Origin of the sequence: Streptomyces prunicolor NBRC 13075 (assembly GCF_000367365.1) — a bacterium.
Taxonomy (GTDB): Bacteria; Actinomycetota; Actinomycetes; order Streptomycetales; family Streptomycetaceae; genus Streptomyces; species Streptomyces prunicolor.
On the sequence record NZ_BARF01000062.1, the window covers coordinates 37,689 to 54,074 of the forward strand.

Below are 16,386 nucleotides of genomic sequence, written 5' to 3' on the forward strand. Positions count from 1 at the left end.
CACGGCCCCCTGCACTACGAAAGGCGCTTGTGATGATCAACCGCGAATGGCACCTGCTCAGCCGCCCGGTCGGCTGGCCGAAGCCCGAGGACTTCGCCCTGGTGGAGACCGAGACCCGGGCCCCGGCCGAGGGCCAGGTGCTGGTGCGGAACAAGTACCTGTCGGTCGACCCGTACATGCGCGGCCGCATGAGCGCCGCCAAGTCGTACACCGCCCCCTTCGAGCTCGGCAAGGTCATGCAGGGCGGCGCGGTCGGCGAGATCGTCGAGTCGAACGCCGAGGGCTTCGCACCCGGCGACCACGTGCTGCACTTCGGCGGCTGGCGCGAGTACGCGACCATCGACGCCAAGGGCGCCGTCAAGGTCGACCCCGACCTCGCCCCGCTCTCCACCTACCTCGGCGTCCTCGGCATGACCGGCCTCACCGCCTACGCCGGTCTGCTGCGCACCGCGTCCTTCAAGGAGGGCGACTCGGTCTTCGTCTCCGGCGCCGCGGGTGCCGTGGGCAGCCAGGTCGGCCAGATCGCCAAGCTCAAGGGCGCCTCCCGGGTCATCGGTTCCGCCGGTTCCGACGAGAAGGTCAAGCTCCTCGTCGAGGAGTACGGCTTCGACGCGGCCTTCAACTACAAGAACGGCCCGGTCGGCAAGCAGCTGCGCGAGGCCGCCCCGGACGGCGTCGACGTCTACTTCGACAACGTCGGCGGCGACCACTTGGAAGCGGCGATCGGCTCCCTGAACGAGCGCGGCCGCATCGCGATCTGCGGCATGATCTCGGTCTACAACAACACCGAGCCCACCCCCGGCCCGAAGAACCTCGGCCGCCTCATCCAGACCCGCGGCCGCATCGAGGGCTTCCTCGTCGGCGACCACTACGACCTCCAGCCGCAGTTCGTTCAGGAGGTCGGCGCGTGGGTCGCGTCCGGCGAGCTGAAGTACCGCGAGACGGTCGTCGAGGGCATCGAGAACAACCTGGAGGCGTTCCTCGGGCAGCTGCGGGGGGACAACACGGGGAAGATGATCGTCAAGCTCTGACGCAAGACGTTTCTACGACGAGGCCGCACCCCTGGACGTGGGGTGCGGCCTCCGTTCGTCACCGAGCGGATGTCACTGAGCCAGCGCCGCGCTGTGCACCGCCCGTACCAACCCCTCGTTCTCCAGGGCCGCGCCGCCCGGGAAGGCGAAGCGGCGCCGGGTGTAGCCGTAGGCCAGGCCGCTGCGGGGGTCCGCGAAGGCCTGGGAGCCGGCCGCGCCGCTGTGGCCGATCGTGCCGGCGCCCAGGAACGGGTACCAGGCGTCCGCGATCGCCTGGAAACCCAGGCCGTACGCCCGGTGCGTGCCGGTCACCACGTCGTACCCGACGGAGTGCAGCTGCCCGAACTCCGCCGCCGTGTCCGGCTTCAACAGCGCGGCCCGGTCGTCGACCTCGCTGATCGCCGCCGCGTACAGCCCGGCAAGGCCACGCGCCGACGCCACCCCGCCGACCGACGCGGGACCCTTCGCCCGGATCACCCGCTCGTTCGGCAGCGACTCCAGGACGGTCGGCTGCGCCGCGTGCTCGTTGAACGCGATCGCGACGAGACTGTGCGGCCCGGCCGGCTCCGCCGCACGCTCGGCCTCCTGCTCCGGGGTCAGCAACTGCGGCTGGACGGTGCGGAATCGGGGCTCGTGCGCCGCCGGCAGCCCGAGGAAGAAGTCCAGCCCGTACGGCGCCCGCACTCTCTCCTCGTGCACCTCCCGGAGCGAACGCCCCGTGGCCCGCCGTACGATCTCGCCGGTCAACGCGCCGATCACCAGGGCGTGATAGCCGAAGGCCGTGCCCGGGCGCCAGAACGGCCGCTGGTCGGCGAGGCGTTCGGCGACCGCGCGGTCGTCGGCCAGTTCGTCGAGCGTGAACCCGGTGTCCGTGCCGACCAGCCCCGCCCGGTGCGCGAGCAGCTCGCGCAGTGTCAGCGCGCCCTTGCCCTCGGACGCGAACTCCGGCCAGTAGTACGTCACTTTGCGGTCCAGCTCCAGCGTGCCGTCCTGCACGAGCAGCGCCACCACGAGATGCGCGGCGCCCTTCGTGGACGAGAACACGCCATAGAGCGAGTCGCCGTCGGTACCGGGTGGTCCCGCCCACAGGTCGACGACCCGCCGTCCGTGTACGTACGCACACAACTGGCCCTCGTAATCGGCGCGTTCGACCGCCACGACCGCGGCGAACTCCTCCCGCACCGCCTCGAAGCCGTCGGCTACGGTGCCGTGGATCTCCTGGGTCATCTGCTCTCCTCGACTGATCCGCTGCTCGCGTGTGCCATCGCTCGTGTGCCGTCGTACGTGTGTGCCATGGTGAACAACGCCCGTCCGACCTGCGGGAGTTCCCCCTTGGGATGATCCCGGAAGAGGGGCTCCGTACCGAACAGGACGGCGTGCGGACCACTGACGATCGAGGGCCGCCCTGCCGCGGCGGCCGGACCGCCGGTTCCGTCGTCCAGCGCCCGCCAGTGCCCGGCGAGGAGAGGATTCCCGGTCGCGTACGACTGCTCGACGCGGACCGTGGGGCCGAGTTCGGTGAACCACACCGGCGCGTACACGAAGCCGTAGGCCGGTGCGCCGAGCGTGACGGGTCCTGAATTCACCACGCGCACAACGCCGTTGGCCTCCTCGTTGCCCTCGACGGGTGTCGCCGTCAGCAGCCCGGCCGCCGAGCCGAGGGCCGCGCCGGTGACGCCCCGGCCGACGAGTCCGTGGCCGGTGGAGAGGAAGGTGCCGAGGGCGGTGCGGGCGGCTGGGGTGAGGTCGTCGTGGTCCAAGCCCGCCGACACGAACAGCACGTCCGCCTTCGACCAGTCGAACCCGGCGTTCAGGATGTCCGTCGACACGGGCGTGATGTCGAAGCCCATCTCCCGTAGCGCGAACAGTTCGCCCGCGGTGACGGCGGCGGCGACACGGACGGGGTGGAGGGCGGTGGTGCCGGTGCCGGTGCCGGTGCCGGTGAGGGGTGTCGCGTCGAGGGCCACGTCGTACTCACCGGCCGCCTCGGTCGCCTTCGCTCGCGCCGACTCCGGCACGAGCGCGCTGCCGTCCGCTGCCCGGCGTACCGGAATCCCTTGCCGGAGAAGGGAGTTGAGGGCGGCGAACTCGGCCGGGTCGGTGAGGCGCAGGCGCAGGTCGCCGTGCGGGGCGACCCGGGCGGCGGGGGAGGGGGCGGTGATGGCGGCAAGTGCGGTGCCGGGGAGGGTGGTTACGGCCTCGACCGTGGCGCCCCACAAGCGGCCCAGGCTCCACGCCGAGATGTCGTACATGGCCGTCACCTTGTCGCTGATGTCACGGCCGTCGGCCAACAGGGCGTTCGCCAGGCCCCGTTTGGGCTGGTGCATGTCGACGACGTACGGGCCGGTCGCCGCGCGTAGCACGCGGACGTCGTTGGCGAGGAGATGGGCGACGAGGCGGGCGCCCGCCGTGTCGGCTCCAATGGTGTAGGCGCGGGGGAATTCGGTCGTGTAGACGTCCTCGGGGCCGATGCCCGTGACGCCCGGGACGGTCCGCGCCGACATCGGCACTTGCTCGGCGCCCGCCGCGCCCCGCCGGAACATCTCGATCTGGTCGGCGATGAGTGAAGTCCGGTGGGACCGGGCGAAGTTGAGGGTCGCGCGCATGGCGGCGCCCGCGACGGCCACGTTGATCGCGGCGCGGCGGCGGAGCTCGGTGGTGGGGAGGGTGTCGTAGGCCGAATTGTTGACCTGGAGCGGGATCTCGACGGTGTGGGCGGCGACCGCGCCCTGGAAGGCCGCGTACTGCGGGGTGAAGACCGGGGGCCAGTCGTCCCAGCCCTCCGCCTGGTCCCGGAAGGGGATGTGGACGGGCTCGACGCCGTCCTTGGCCGGTGTGTGACCGAGGCCGTTGACGGCGGACTCCATGCCGAGGGCGTTGGCGTAGGTGTTCTTGAGGAAGAGGTCGTACTCGTAGTTCTCGCCGTGCGGGGGCGTGGTCGGCTCGATGAGGGTGCCGTTGACGTAACCGTGCAGGTCGAGCAGGACGGCGGGCTGTTTGTCGATCGTGAGCGCGCGGATCGCGCGGGTCTCGGGCTGCGAGGCGGTGATCAAGTCCCGGTTCAGATCGAAGCCGTTGGCGTTCGCGCGGGTGCCGGCGATCCGGCCGTCGGGGTTCGCGGTGATGTTGAAGTAGAGGCGGCTGTGCGCCAACAGGTCTTTGGTCTGGGCGTCGTTGGAGGTGGCGAGCTGGGAGATGAGATCGAGGGAGGCGTCGGTGCCCTCGCGTTCGTCGCCGTGGATGTTGTTGTCGAAGAGGACCGGGGTCTTGTAACCGGCCTTGATCTCCCGGGACTTGGCGGCGGTGGCGGGCGCGTTCTCGATGAGCTCGCGCATCCGTTCCTGGGCGGTGGCCTGGTCGGCGGTCTCCGGGGCGGTGACCGTGACGAGGTAGAGCCGGTGCCCGCCGGCCGAGACGCCCGCGACCTCGACACTCACCCGGTCACCCAGCCGCTGAAGGGCGTTCAGGCGCGGGGCGAGGGCGTCGTACGGGGTCAGGCCGAGCTTGAGGGAGGTGTCGGCGGGGTTCGCGGGGTCGGGGGAGAGGACCTGTCGGCGGGGATAGCCGAGGCGGGGATCGGCGCGGGGGACGGTGGCGGTGAGGGCGCGGCGGGCGGCGGCGGCCGGGGCGCGGGCGGCGCTCCGGTCGGGGGCGGAACCCTCGCGGGTGGCGGGGCGGGGGTCGGCGCCCGCGACGCGAGGGGAGAGCAGGAGCGAACCGGCGGCGGTGGTCAGGGCGACGGCGGCGATCAGAACGGGTCTCGGGGGGACGGCTCTGGCAATGGTGCGCACGCGTACCTCCTCTTTGGTTCCAGAGATCGGTACGGCGAGCCGCACCTTTTCGACTCAACGGTGAACAGGAAGTTGTCGGTGTCGTCGATGCCCCGTATGGCGCATTCACGGGGCCGGGAAGGGGGCATGCTGAGCAGAGGTCACCGGTACCGGTACCGGGCAGCGGGCGCGACGGGTTGTGCATGCTGCGTACGGCGAGGAGGTCCCAGGTCCCATGGCAACGATTCCTTCGCTCCCCAGCAGGGACGAGGTACTGCGGATGGCACGCAGCACCACCGACATCACCGGCCAACTCCTGGACACGGCCGGGAACATCACCAGAATCGCGATCAACACCCTTGATCCGCGCGACGGTTCGGGCGCGGAGGCGCTACGGGTGCTGCGCGAGACCACCGCCGAACTGGCCGAGGCGAGCGCGTCGCCGCAGGCCCAGGAGGCGTTCTACCGCATTGTCGACACCCTGACCCGACTCGGCACGACCGGCGCCCCGCTGGCCGTACACCCGGTGAGCGCACCGGCCCAGGCACTGCTGACCGTCCTCGGCGACAGCCTGCTGCCCGTCCTGGACGCGGTGGAACCGGCGGTCGAGGAATTCACCACGGCACTCGGCGACCTGGTCGAGGCGGCCTCCCCGCTGCTGCCCGCGGCGGCCGGTGTGGCGGCGGGCGTACTGCTGGCCCTGACCCCGCTGATCCGCGCGCTGGCCGACACCCTGGCCGACGCGTCCCCCGAACTCCGGCGCGTGGCAGAGGCGTTGACGGCGGCGCTGGCTCCGCTGCTGCCGTTCCAGGTCGCCCTCGCACAACGGGCGGCGAGCGCGGGCGGGAGCATCCTCCGGGCCACCCTCCCACCCCTCGCCGACCTCACGGAGGCCGCGGCGGCCACCACGAAGGCGACCGCCCCGATGCTGGTCGCGGGCGAGGAACTCCTGCTCTCCGCCCTGGAACGCGTTCAGCCGACCCTCCTCGCGGCAACCTCCCGCGCGGGCCGGGTGGCCCGGGCGACCGCGGTACGGGTGACGGCGGCGGTGTCTCCGACGGCGGATCAGGGAGTCGTGGTGGCGGTGTCGACCACATAGCACTGACGCTGAGTAAAGTTCACCCCATGCATGATCTTGGCGCGGGATTCAGCTATCTCCTGAAGGGCCAGCGCTGGATGGCCCGGCACGGGAGGCACTACGGCTTCGGGCTGATCCCCGGCCTGATCACGTTGGTCCTCTACGTGGCGGCACTGGTCGCGTTGGCGCTCTGGGGCGAGGACTTCGTCACCTGGGCGACCCCCTTCGCGGACGACTGGTCGAGCCCGTGGCAGGGCCTGTTCCGCGGCTTCCTCACGGCGGTCCTGTTCGTACTCGCCCTACTTCTCTCGGTGTTGACCTTCACGGCCGTCACCCTCCTCATAGGGCAGCCCTTCTACGAGACCCTCTCCGAGAAGGTCGACCGGGACGTCTCCCCGGACGGCACGGCCCCCGAGTCGGGCCTCCCCCTCTGGCGCGAACTGTGGATCTCGGCCCGCGACAGCCTCCGCATCCTGGCCCGCGCGGTGCTGTGGGGCATCCTGCTCTTCGCCCTGGGCTTCGTCCCGTTCATCGGCCAGACGTTCATCCCGGTGATCGGCTTCTTCGTCACGGGCTTCTTCCTCACGGAGGAGCTGACGGCGGTCGCCCTCCAACGCCGAGGCATCGACCTCCGCGCCCGCCTCACCCTCCTCCGCTCCCGCAAAACCCTCATCTGGGGCTTCGGCACCCCCCTCGGCCTGTCCTTCCTGGTCCCGTTCGTCGCGGTGTTCCTGATGCCGGGGGCGGTGGCGGGGGCGACGATGATGGCGCGGGAGCTGTTGGGGGAGGAGACCGAGGGGGATCAGGAGGGGGACACGGAAGTCGGGCCGGCGTCAGTTGGCGAGTGAGGCGTTCACAGCCACCGTCACCATCGCCCTGACCTGCGCGATGATGTCCACCCGGTTCCGCACGAACTCCGGATCAGTGATCGCCCCCGTCGCCGGGTCCGTGTTCCCCGCCCCGAACTGCAGTACCGGCGTATGGATATGTCCACCCGGCAACGAATCGTGCAGCCCGAGCCGATCCCGTAGCAGCGTGGCGCGGTACGCGATCTCGTTGGAGAGATAGTTGCCGCCACCCCCGGCACGGGCCGTGGACCCCGAGGTCGGCCCGTCCGCCCGCACGACGGGAACGGTCCCGCCCGCCGGAATCTCCGTCACCTCGGTGTGGTCGTAGACGGGGAAACGCCCGGTGTTCGCGGCCACAATGTCCTTGTACGGCAAGGTGGTCGACGTCCACTGAGGCTGCGAGGCAGGGTCGGCGACAGGGACCGTCTCCGTCCGCGACACCTTGTCGTTGTCCGGATAGCCGCCCCGCCAGGCCCCGTTGGTCCGCTCGACGTCGAACCGGCCGACCCGCCCCTGACTCACCGTCGTGAACAGATCCACCTTCGGCAGATACGGCCGCAACGCCCGCTCCACGGTCCCCTCCGCGAAGTCGGCCCACCGCACCGGGAACATGGCCGTCTCGATCCGCGCCGGCCCGTCCGCCGTCCGGATCACCGTGCCGTCGAGCGCGAGCGCGGTGGCCCCGGACGGGTTGGAGATCCGGATGTCCGCGTCGAGCGTGAACGGGTCGAACCCGGTCACGAGAATCCGCTTCAGCCCCTTCTCCTGCGGATACCGAATACTGCTCTGCCCACGCGAGGCCGTCTCCAACTCGGAGAGCAGCGCGTTCCGTTGAGCCTCGCTGATCCCGAACTCCGGCTCCCAGCCCCGCACTTCCCGGGTCATCCCCAACCGGGCCCAGTACAACGGCCGATCGTCGTCCCGGCTGAGATCCCCACCGGCCGGCCCCCGCCCCTGCGCCCGGTCGACCGCCCGCCGCCACAACGCGGTTCCCTCGCGTACGACGACGCGGCGGGCCTGCGCGTAACTGTGCGCGGCTTCGAGCGCGTGGGTGAACTCCGGGGCCACGGTGTCGAATCCGGAGTGTTCGAGGATCTCCCGCGGGACCGCCTTGTCGAGCCGTTGCTCCTCGACGGTCGGGGACAGAGCGGTCTCGGCCGCCGCCCCGGTACTGGGGGCGGAGAAACCCGCCAGCAGGGCCAGCCCGAGGAAGCCGGTGCGAACGCGTATGGATGTCAAGGGAGTTGGAACCTTCCGTCGCCGTGGGGAGCGTGGCTGGTGCATGTGGGACGGCGGCAGTATCGCGTGACGGAGGCGGCGTACGCCATCGTCCGACCCGGGCCACGGGATCTCCGCCCACCTGGGACCCGCCATGACCCGCGGATTTCAGGAGATCCGCCCCGGCGGACAGGGCCGATCCGCGGCGGAGTTCCTCGCCGCCACCTCCCGCAACACCCCCACGAACGCCGCCCCCGCCGCCGACAGCGACCGCCCCCGCACCGTCGCCGCGTACACCGCCCGCGCCGGCGCCCCCTCGTCCAGCACCGGTAGCAACGTGACATCCGGCCGTACGGCCCCGGCGGCGAGGGACGGCACCAGGGTCACGCCGAGCCCGGCCGCGACGTACCCCTCCTTCGCGGTCCACTCGGCGACGACGTGGGCCACGCGCGGACGGAACCCCTGCCGCAGGGCCGCGTCGAGAAGGGTGCCCTCGGGGCGGTCGCTGCCGGATATCCAGTCGGCGTCGGCGAGTTGGGCCAGCCGGACCGGTCCCTGCCCCGCGAGGGGGTGACCGGTCGGCACGGCGACGTACAGCGACTCGTCGAGGAGATGGTGGAGTTCGTACGGTTCCAGTGGGACGCCACCCGTCGTCGAGACGATCGCCAGGTCGAGGTGGCCGGAGGCCAGCCGGTTCAGCAGAGCGGGTGTCAGGCCCTCCTCCCGGGAGACCCGGACGCCGGGGTGCCGGGTGCGGAACGCGGCCAGTGCCTGCGGCACCAGCGCCGCGTCGGCCGTGGCGAACGCCCCGAACCGCAGTCGGCCCCCGGCCACTTCACGCAACGCCGTCAACTCACGCACCGCCCCGTGCAGCGAGGCCACCACCGCCTCCGCGTGCGGCACGAGGACCCGCCCCGCCTCCGTGAGCCGCACCCCCCTCGGCAACCGGTCGAACAACGCCGCCCCACCGAGCGCGTCCTCCAACGAGGAGACCTGCCGTGACACCGCCGACTGCGTCCACCCCAACACCCGCGCGGCCACCGTGAACGAACCGTGCCGGGCGACCTCCAGGAACACCCGCAGCCAGACGGTGGAGAGGTCGGGAGCGGTGTCGTTCGGTGAACTGCCATGCGGGATGGGCATGTCGGCCATGCTAGACATTCGCTTGTCGCACCATCGGGCCGGACCTAGCGTCGACGCCATGCGCGTCACCCTGGACAACCCCGCCTCCGCACCCCAGCCCCTGAGCCCCTACTACTCCCAGGTCGCCCGCGTCGAACAGGCCGACGGGAGCGCCCTGTTGTTCCTCTCCGGCCAGATCGCGGAGGGCGCCACCCTCGCCGAACAGAGCCGAGGCGTCTTCGAGACCATCGCCGCCCTCCTCAAGGCACACGGCGCGACCCTCGCCGACGTCATCAACATCCGTACCTACCTGACCGACATCACCGGGCTCGACGAATACGGCACCGTACGAAGGGAGTTCCTCACCGGAACCCCGCCCACGAGCATGACCTTCGAGGTGTCGCGCCTGTTCCGGCCGGAGGCGTTGATCGAGGTCGAGATCGTGGCCGCCGTCCCGGGGACGGAGTGATGCCCTCGCCCCGCCGGTCACCCACGCCCCACACCCGCCCCCCCCGCACCCGACCCCACGGCCTTCACCGCCGCCGCAACCGCTTGTCGGTGATCGGCGGGGTCGGGTCGATGTAGAAGTCGTCGGGATTCACGTCGACCCCGGGCGGGACGATCTCGTCGATGCGGTCGAGGAGGTCGTCGCCGAGTCGCACGTCGGCCGCGGCGAGGAGGTCGGTCAGCTGCTCGGGGCGGCGCGGGCCGATGAGTACCGCGGTGACCGCCGGATGGGCGCGAACGAACGCGGTGGCCAGATGAGGCAGCGGGAGGCCGGCCTCGGCGGCCAGCGCGGTCAGTTCGCGCACGGCGTCGGCCTTGGCCCGCACACCCGGCCGACCGAGGTCGAACATCTTCGCCCCCGCGCCGGCGCTGCGATGCCCGGCGGTGGGATCCGAACGCCCCGACAGCCAGCCGGAGTTGAGCGGGCCGAAGGTCAGCACACCCATGCCGTAGCGCTGCGCGGTGGGCAGCACCCGGCTCTCCACCCCGCGGGTGAGGATCGAGTACGGCGACTGCTCGGTGCGCAACCGGTGGTGACCGCGGCGCTCGGCCGTCCACTGGGCCTCGACGGTCTCCTCGGGGGAGAAGAACGAACCGCCGACGGCCCGCACCTTCCCGGCCCTGACCAGATCCGACAGGGCGGCGAGGGTCTCGTCGATATCGGTGTGCGGGTCCGGGCGGTGCATCTGGTACAGGTCGATGTGGTCGGTGTCCAGGCGGCGCAGGCTGTCCTCCACCGCGCGCCGGATCCAACGGGCCGAGCCGCCACGGCGGTTGGGGTCCTCGCCCATCGCCAGCCCGAACTTGGTGGCCAGGACGACATCGTCGCGCCGGCCCTTCAACGCCTTGCCGACGATCTCCTCCGACTCCCCGCCGGAGTACACGTCGGCGGTGTCGACGAGGTTGATCCCGGCGTCCAGCGCCGTGTGGATCATGCGGACCGACTCGTCGTGGTCGGTGTTGCCCATCGCGCCGAACATCATCGTGCCGAGCGCGTACTCGCTCACCGACATGCCGGTGCCGCCGAGAATCCTGCGCTTCATGAGGGGCCTCCAGGTGCGTGCTCGCGCTGCTTTCCCACGTGTTTCCCACGTGCCTTGCTCTCCACCAGCCGAACACCGCTCGCCCCCGGAGCGGGAGACCCACTTGGACCGGGGGTCCGACAGACCCCCTTTCGCGTGGCTGCTCCCCAGGTCACCCGGTCTACGGTGGTGACATGGCCCAGGAACCCAACAGCGAGCTGCGGGACTTCCTCCGCTCCCGCCGCGCGAAGATCACCCCCGAGGAGGCGGGCCTGGCCCCGCTGCCCGGCACCCGCCGCGTTCCGGGCCTGCGACGCGAGGAGGTCGCCCAGCTGGCCGGCGTCAGCGTCGACTACTACGTCCGCCTGGAGCGCGGCCGCCACCTCAACGTCTCCGCGTCCGTCCTGGACGCGATCGCCCGCGCCCTGCGCCTCACCGACCTGGAGCGCGCCCACCTGTTCCGGGTCGCCCGACCGACCCACACGCGTCCGCGCCCGCTGCCCCCGCAGCGCGTCCGCCCCGGCCTGCGCCTGCTGCTCGACAGCCTCACCGACGTCCCGGCCCTCGTCTACGGCCGCCGCATGGACGTCCTGGCCGCCAACCACCTCGCCCGCGCCCTGTACACGGACTTCGAGGCGCTGCCCGCCCGCAGCCGCAACATGGCCCGCCTGGTCTTCCTCGACGACCACTTCCGGAGCCTGTACGCCGACTGGGAAGACGCGGCGCGCGGCATCGTCGCCGCACTCCGCCTGTACGCGGGACGCCACCCGCACGACCCCGCCCTGGCCGAACTCGTCGGCGAACTCTCCGTCCAGGACACGGACTTCCGCCACTGGTGGGCCGACCACGACGTGTTCCAGCGCACCCACGGCACCAAGCGCTTCCACCATCCCGTCGTCGGTGAACTCGTCCTGGGCTACGAGGCGTTCGCCCCCACCGACGACCCCGAGCAGATCCTGGGCGTCTCCACCGCCGAACCGGGCTCCCCCTCCGCGGAACGCCTGAAGCTGCTGGCCGACTGGTCCTGGTCCCCCCAACTCCCGCCACCGGCCGCCCCCTAGTGCGGTCTTGCGCGCGGGGCGGAGCAGCCCGCGATACTGCCACCCATGAAGACAGCGAAGGCAGCGAACACGGGTGTCCTCTTCGCCATCGAGCTCGGCGCCCTCGTGGCCGTCGCCTACTGGGGGTTCACGCGGGACCTCGCCACACCGCTGACCTGGCTCCTCGGGCTAGGCGCGCCCCTCGTGCTCGCCGCGCTGTGGGGACTGTGCGGCTCACCGAAGGCCAGGTACAAGGTGCGGGGCGCCGGCCGGGTCGGGTTCGAGGCGGTGTGGTTCGGGGCCGGGGTCGCCGCGCTGGTCGTCGCCGGAGCCTACGACTGGGCGCTCGTCCTCGCCCTGGTGTGCGCGGTGAGCAAGACGCTCGCCGTCATCTGGCGGCAGTAGTACTCGCTGTCATCTGGGGGCAGTAGCAGGGGAGTTGACCGACCCCTCATGTCCCCTGGCGTACGTCTCCTGACCCGGCAACGCCAAGAGTCACGCCTCCTCGCCCAGCAGCGCCAGGAAGTCCCGGAACGCCCCCGGCATGTCCACCGACTCCGGATCCAGCAGCCACTGGTACTGCAACCCGTCCATCACCGCGACCAGCAACGGCGCCGCCCGCTCGGGCGTCAGCCCGTTCGGCAGCCGGTCGCCGTACTCGGTGCGCAGGACCCCCGCCATGTTCGCCCGCACCCGGACGTACCGCTCGGTGAAGTAGCCCCGCGCCGGATGCCCCTCCGTGACGCTCTCGCCGAGCAGCGCGGAGAAGGTCTGGATGATGCCGGGCCGCATCGCGTTGTACTCGACCAGCGAGGCCAGCAGGTCGACCCGCCAGCGGCTGTCCGGTACGGCGTCCCACTGGTCCCGCTCCTCCAGGACCGCGACGAGCAGCGCGTCCTTCGTGGGGAAGTAGTGCAGCAGGCCCTGCTGGGTCAGCCCGACCCGCTCCGCCACCGCCGCCAGGCTCGCGCCCCGGTAGCCGCGCTCGGCGATCACCTCCAGGGCCGCCCGCACGATCTCGGCGCGTCGTTCCTCGCGCCGGGTCCTGGAGTTCGTGGCGTTCATGGCGTCACCGTACGACACCCGACAATGGTTCACATAACAGCAAGGTTACGAAACCTACCGCTCTACAGGTAATCGATGCACGATGGAGGCACCGCACGGTACGGACTCAACGAGGAGGCACAGCGATGGCGGGAACCCGCACCCCGGCCGACGAGGCGCGTCAAGCAGTCGTGGAGGCGGCCCTCGGCAAGCTCGACCTGGACGCCAAGACGCGGCTGCTCGCCGGTCAGGACATGTGGTCGCTGCCCGCGCTCCCGGAGATAAGCCTGAGGTCCCTCGTCATGTCCGACGGCCCGATCGGCGTCCGGGGCGTGCGCTGGACCGCCGACGACCCCTCCGTCGCCCTGCCGTCCCCCACCGCCCTCGCCGCCGCCTGGGACCCCGAACTCGCACACCGCGCAGGCGTGTTGCTCGCCCAGGAGGCCCGCCGCAAGGGCGTCCACGTCCTCCTCGCCCCGACCGTCAACCTGCACCGCTCCCCGCTCGGCGGACGGCACTTCGAGGCGTACAGCGAGGACCCGTACCTCACCGGACGGATCGGCACCGGATACGTAACAGGCGTACAGGAAGGCGGAGTCGGCACCACCGTCAAGCACTTCGTCGCCAACGACGCCGAGACCGACCGCTTCACCGTCGACAACCTCATCTCCCAACGCCCCCTGCGCGAGCTGTACTTGGCCCCCTTCGAAGCGATCGTCGAGAACGCCCACCCCTGGGGCATCATGACCGCCTACAACAGGGTCAACGGCACCACGATGACCGAGCACCGCTACCTGGTGAACGAGATCCTGCGCGGCGAATGGGGCTTCGACGGCTTCAACGTCTCCGACTGGACCGCCGCCCGCTCCACCGTCGGCGCCATCGAGGGCGGCCTCGACGCCGCGATGCCCGGCCCGAAGACGGTCTACGGCGAGGCCCTCGCCCAGGCCGTACGTGACGGCGAGGTCGAGGAGCCCACCGTCGACGCCGCCGTACGGAACGTGCTGCGGCTCGCCGCCCGCGTCGGCATCCTGGACGGCGCCGAGCCCGTCGTCGCCGAGGCCCAACTCCCGTCCCCTGTAGATGGCGAGGCCCTCGCCCGCGAGATCGCCCGCCGCTCCTTCGTCCTCGTCCGCAACGAGAACGACGCCCTCCCGCTGAAGCCCAACGGCACCGTCGCACTCCTCGGCGCAGCCGCCCGCGACGCCCGCGTCCTCGGCGGCGGCTCCGCCATCGTCTTTCCGCCGCACATCGTCTCCCCGCTCGACGGCCTCACCGCCGCGCTCCCCGAAGGCACCCTCAGCTACGCCGTCGGCGCCGACCCGAACACCGAACTCGCCGACGCGGACAAGGGGTTCGAGCTGCGCGCCGTCTGCCGGGACGCGGCGGGCCAGGTCATCGGCACCGCCTCCGCACCCAGCGGACAGCTCCGGTGGATGGGCGCCGACCTCCCCGAGGGCGTCACCCACGACACCCTCCACACCGTCGAACTCACCGGCACCTTCACCCCGCGCGCCACCGGCACGCACACCTTCGGCATCAAGGGCCTGGGCGCCTTCACCCTCACCGTCGACGGCACGACGTACTACGACGACGTCCAACGCCCGCTCAAGGACGACCCGTTCAGCTCCTTCTTCGGCGCCCCCGAACCCCGCGCCCGCGTCGACCTCACCGCCGGCACCCCGGTCGAGGTGTCCCTGACCTACGTCGTGAGCTTCGCCGAGAACCGCTCCCTCAAGGTCATCGGCTTCTCCCTCGTCCACCAGGAACCGCAGCGCGACCCCGACGAACTCATCGCCGAGGCAGTGGAGTTGGCGCGCACCGCCGGCGCCGCCGTCATCGTGGTCGCCACCACCGAACGCGTCGAGTCCGAGGGCTACGACCGCACGAACCTCCAACTCCCGGGCCGCCAGGACGACTTGGTGCACGCCGTAGCCGCCGTCAACCCGAACACCGTCGTGATCGTCAACTCCGGCTCCCCGGTCGAACTGCCCTGGCGCGACGAGGTAGCCGCCGTCCTGCTCGGCTGGTTCCCCGGCCAGGAGGGCGGCGCCGCCCTCGCCGACGTCCTCACCGGCACCCACGAACCCGGCGGCCGACTCCCCACCACCTGGGGCTCCCTCACCGACGCCCCGGTCACCCAGGTCGTCCCGGACAACGGCGAACTCCCGTACATCGAGGGCGTGTTCATCGGCTACCGCGCCTGGGAGAAAGCTGCCCGCACCCCGTCGTACCCCTTCGGACACGGCTTCGGCTACACGGACTGGACCTACGACGAGATCGCAGCGGACGATACAGACGATACGGACGGGACGTCGGTCACCGTCCGCGTCACCAACTCGGGCGCCCGGCACGGCCGTGAGGTCGTCCAGATCTATCTGGCCCCCGCCGATGCCCCCGCCGAGACCAACACCAACACCGACACCGACCCGCAGCGCCCGGCCCGCTGGCTGGCCGGTTTCGCCGGTGTCGAGGCCGGGCCCGGCGAGAGCGTCGAGGTGATCGTCGAACTTCCGCGACGGGCTTTCGAGATCTGGGATGAGACGGCGAACTCGTGGGCAGTTGTAAAGGGTTCGTACGAGATCCAGGCGGGACGCTCGATCGCGGACCGCAGGGTCGCCACGACGATTAACGTCTGAGCCGGGACAAGCTCCCCACAGACAGCCCCGGCCCGGGACCTGACCCCTGGGCCGGGGCTCATCACATCCCGGTCGACCGACGCGTTCAGCGGGCCGAGAAGCCGTACACCGTCTCCGACCGGTAGGTCTGGCCCGGACGCAGCTCCGTGCTCGGGAACTCGGGGCGGTTCGGGGAGTCCGGGAAGTGCTGGGTCTCCAGGGCGATCCCGGCACCCGGTGCGAACGGCTCGTCCAGATGCTCACCGGTGTAGAGCTGGATGCCGGGCTCGGTCGTCGCCACCGTCAACACCCGCCCCGACGCCGGGTCGTACAGCTCGGCGATCTCGACGGCGGCCGGGGTCACACCCTTGTCCAGCACGAAGTTGTGGTCGTAGCCGGAGCCGACCTTCCGCGCCTCCCGGAAGTCGAAGCGCGTGCCCGCGACCTCGTCGAGCACACCGGTGGGGATCAGATCACCGTCAACCGGCGTGAACCGCGAGGCAGCGAGCCGGAGTTCATGACCACCTGCGCCGCCCGCGCTTCCCGCGCCGCTCAGATCGAAGTAGCTGTGGTTGGTGAGGTTGACGACGGTCGGCGCGTCCGTCGTCGCCTCGTAGCCGAAGCGCAGCGCGCCCGACTCGTCCAGCGTGTAGGTCGCCGAGACGACGAGCCGCCCCGGAAAGCCCTCCTCGCCGTGCGCGCTGACCCGGCTCAACCGCACCCCGTGCTCGACCGGCTCGACGTCCCACACCCGCTTGTCGAAGCCCCGCTCGCCGCCGTGCAGGGAGTTGGGCGCGTTGTTCTGCGCCAGCGAGTACGTGACACCCTCCAGCGGGAAACGGCCCCCCGCGATCCGGTTCGCGTACCGCCCCACCAACGCCCCGAGATACGGCTCGGGATGGGCGAGATACCCGTCCAGATCGGCGAACCCGAGCACGACGTCAGCCACGTGCCCGTCCCGGTCCGGCACCTCCACCGACTGCACGATCCCGCCGTACGACAGCACCCGCACCCGCACACCGGCCCGCTCAAACGTCCAGCGGTGCACGGGCGTGCCGTCGGGAAGGGTGCCGAAAAGTTCGCTCATG

Annotated in this window: 14 protein-coding genes; 7 read left to right on the top strand and 7 right to left on the bottom strand. The window is 71.2% G+C overall.

Features of this window, described 5'->3' with window-relative positions:
• Nucleotides 1–32: 32 nt before the first annotated feature.
• Nucleotides 33–1,031 (top strand): NADP-dependent oxidoreductase, encoded by a 999-nt coding sequence (locus SPR02S_RS27965; protein ID WP_019060323.1) that lies wholly within the window; start codon nt 33–35, stop codon nt 1,029–1,031.
• 72 nt (nt 1,032–1,103) lie between these two features.
• On the opposite strand, the gene SPR02S_RS27970 is transcribed toward SPR02S_RS27965, so the two are convergent.
• Together SPR02S_RS27970 and SPR02S_RS27975 are read right to left on the bottom strand one after the other, a co-directional pair.
• Nucleotides 1,104–2,258 carry an EstA family serine hydrolase gene (locus tag SPR02S_RS27970; RefSeq protein ID WP_019060324.1) on the bottom strand — a complete coding sequence of 385 codons (1,155 nt, stop codon included), beginning with the start codon at nt 2,256–2,258 and terminating at the stop codon, nt 1,104–1,106.
• Nucleotides 2,255–4,822, bottom strand: a complete 2,568-nt coding sequence (locus tag SPR02S_RS27975) for a M14 family zinc carboxypeptidase (protein ID WP_019060325.1) — start codon at nt 4,820–4,822, stop codon at nt 2,255–2,257. The genes SPR02S_RS27970 and SPR02S_RS27975 overlap by 4 nt, the downstream gene beginning before the upstream one ends.
• 214 nt (nt 4,823–5,036) lie before the next feature.
• Between SPR02S_RS27975 and SPR02S_RS27980 the strand changes: the two genes are divergently transcribed.
• Nucleotides 5,037–5,900, top strand: a complete 864-nt coding sequence (locus SPR02S_RS27980; RefSeq protein WP_026150925.1) for a hypothetical protein — start codon at nt 5,037–5,039, stop codon at nt 5,898–5,900.
• Between the two features lie 26 nt (nt 5,901–5,926).
• Nucleotides 5,927–6,727 carry an EI24 domain-containing protein gene (locus SPR02S_RS27985; RefSeq protein ID WP_019060327.1) on the top strand — a complete coding sequence of 267 codons (801 nt, stop codon included), beginning with the start codon at nt 5,927–5,929 and terminating at the stop codon, nt 6,725–6,727.
• Here SPR02S_RS27985 and SPR02S_RS27990 read toward each other — a convergent pair.
• A complete protein-coding gene (locus SPR02S_RS27990; RefSeq protein WP_019060328.1) occupies nt 6,713–7,966 on the bottom strand; it encodes a pyroglutamyl-peptidase I in 1,254 nt (417 codons plus the stop codon). The two genes, SPR02S_RS27985 and SPR02S_RS27990, sit on opposite strands and share 15 nt — an antisense overlap.
• Nucleotides 7,967–8,113: 147 nt before the next feature.
• Nucleotides 8,114–9,097: a LysR family transcriptional regulator gene (locus SPR02S_RS27995; RefSeq protein ID WP_019060329.1), complete on the bottom strand. Its 984-nt coding sequence runs from the start codon at nt 9,095–9,097 to the stop codon at nt 8,114–8,116.
• 49 nt (nt 9,098–9,146) lie between these two features.
• On the opposite strand from SPR02S_RS27995, the gene SPR02S_RS28000 reads away from it, so the two are divergent.
• Nucleotides 9,147–9,536, top strand: a complete 390-nt coding sequence (locus SPR02S_RS28000) for a RidA family protein (protein WP_019060330.1) — start codon at nt 9,147–9,149, stop codon at nt 9,534–9,536.
• Between the two features lie 64 nt (nt 9,537–9,600).
• Here SPR02S_RS28000 and SPR02S_RS28005 read toward each other — a convergent pair whose 3' ends face one another.
• Complete coding sequence (locus tag SPR02S_RS28005) at nt 9,601–10,617, bottom strand: aldo/keto reductase (protein WP_019060331.1); 1,017 nt, start codon at nt 10,615–10,617, stop codon at nt 9,601–9,603.
• 173 nt (nt 10,618–10,790) lie between these two features.
• Here SPR02S_RS28005 and SPR02S_RS28010 point away from each other — a divergent pair, with 173 nt between their 5' ends.
• Nucleotides 10,791–11,657 (top strand): helix-turn-helix domain-containing protein, encoded by an 867-nt coding sequence (locus SPR02S_RS28010; RefSeq protein ID WP_019060332.1) that lies wholly within the window; start codon nt 10,791–10,793, stop codon nt 11,655–11,657.
• A 45-nt stretch (nt 11,658–11,702) separates the two neighbouring features.
• On the top strand, nt 11,703–12,041 hold the full coding sequence (locus SPR02S_RS28015) for a YrdB family protein (RefSeq protein WP_019060333.1): 339 nt from the start codon (nt 11,703–11,705) through the stop codon (nt 12,039–12,041).
• 90 nt (nt 12,042–12,131) lie between these two features.
• Here the strand turns inward: SPR02S_RS28015 and SPR02S_RS28020 are convergent, their stop codons facing one another.
• Nucleotides 12,132–12,719 carry a TetR/AcrR family transcriptional regulator gene (locus SPR02S_RS28020; RefSeq protein WP_019060334.1) on the bottom strand — a complete coding sequence of 196 codons (588 nt, stop codon included), beginning with the start codon at nt 12,717–12,719 and terminating at the stop codon, nt 12,132–12,134.
• Between the two features lie 107 nt (nt 12,720–12,826).
• Between SPR02S_RS28020 and SPR02S_RS28025 the strand changes: the two genes are divergently transcribed.
• Nucleotides 12,827–15,319: a beta-glucosidase gene (locus SPR02S_RS28025; RefSeq protein WP_019060335.1), complete on the top strand. Its 2,493-nt coding sequence runs from the start codon at nt 12,827–12,829 to the stop codon at nt 15,317–15,319.
• 85 nt (nt 15,320–15,404) lie between these two features.
• Here the strand turns inward: SPR02S_RS28025 and SPR02S_RS28030 are convergent, their stop codons facing one another.
• On the bottom strand, nt 15,405–16,385 hold the full coding sequence (locus tag SPR02S_RS28030; RefSeq protein WP_019060336.1) for an aldose epimerase family protein: 981 nt from the start codon (nt 16,383–16,385) through the stop codon (nt 15,405–15,407).
• Between the last annotated feature and the right edge of the window lies 1 nt (nt 16,386).

Excerpts from the sequence above, each read along its gene's own strand:
- SPR02S_RS27980 (WP_026150925.1), top strand. The coding sequence starts at position 5,037 with ATGGCAACGATTCCTTCGCTCCCCAGCAGGGACGAGGTACTGCGGATG.
- SPR02S_RS27995 (WP_019060329.1), bottom strand. The coding sequence starts at position 9,097 with ATGGCCGACATGCCCATCCCGCATGGCAGTTCACCGAACGACACCGCT.
- SPR02S_RS28025 (WP_019060335.1), top strand. The coding sequence starts at position 12,827 with ATGGCGGGAACCCGCACCCCGGCCGACGAGGCGCGTCAAGCAGTCGTG.
- SPR02S_RS27970 (WP_019060324.1), bottom strand. The coding sequence starts at position 2,258 with ATGACCCAGGAGATCCACGGCACCGTAGCCGACGGCTTCGAGGCGGTG.
- SPR02S_RS27985 (WP_019060327.1), top strand. The coding sequence starts at position 5,927 with ATGCATGATCTTGGCGCGGGATTCAGCTATCTCCTGAAGGGCCAGCGC.
- SPR02S_RS27965 (WP_019060323.1), top strand. The coding sequence starts at position 33 with ATGATCAACCGCGAATGGCACCTGCTCAGCCGCCCGGTCGGCTGGCCG.
- SPR02S_RS28015 (WP_019060333.1), top strand. The coding sequence starts at position 11,703 with ATGAAGACAGCGAAGGCAGCGAACACGGGTGTCCTCTTCGCCATCGAG.
- SPR02S_RS28000 (WP_019060330.1), top strand. The coding sequence starts at position 9,147 with ATGCGCGTCACCCTGGACAACCCCGCCTCCGCACCCCAGCCCCTGAGC.
- SPR02S_RS28030 (WP_019060336.1), bottom strand. The coding sequence starts at position 16,385 with ATGAGCGAACTTTTCGGCACCCTTCCCGACGGCACGCCCGTGCACCGC.
- SPR02S_RS28005 (WP_019060331.1), bottom strand. The coding sequence starts at position 10,617 with ATGAAGCGCAGGATTCTCGGCGGCACCGGCATGTCGGTGAGCGAGTAC.
- SPR02S_RS28010 (WP_019060332.1), top strand. The coding sequence starts at position 10,791 with ATGGCCCAGGAACCCAACAGCGAGCTGCGGGACTTCCTCCGCTCCCGC.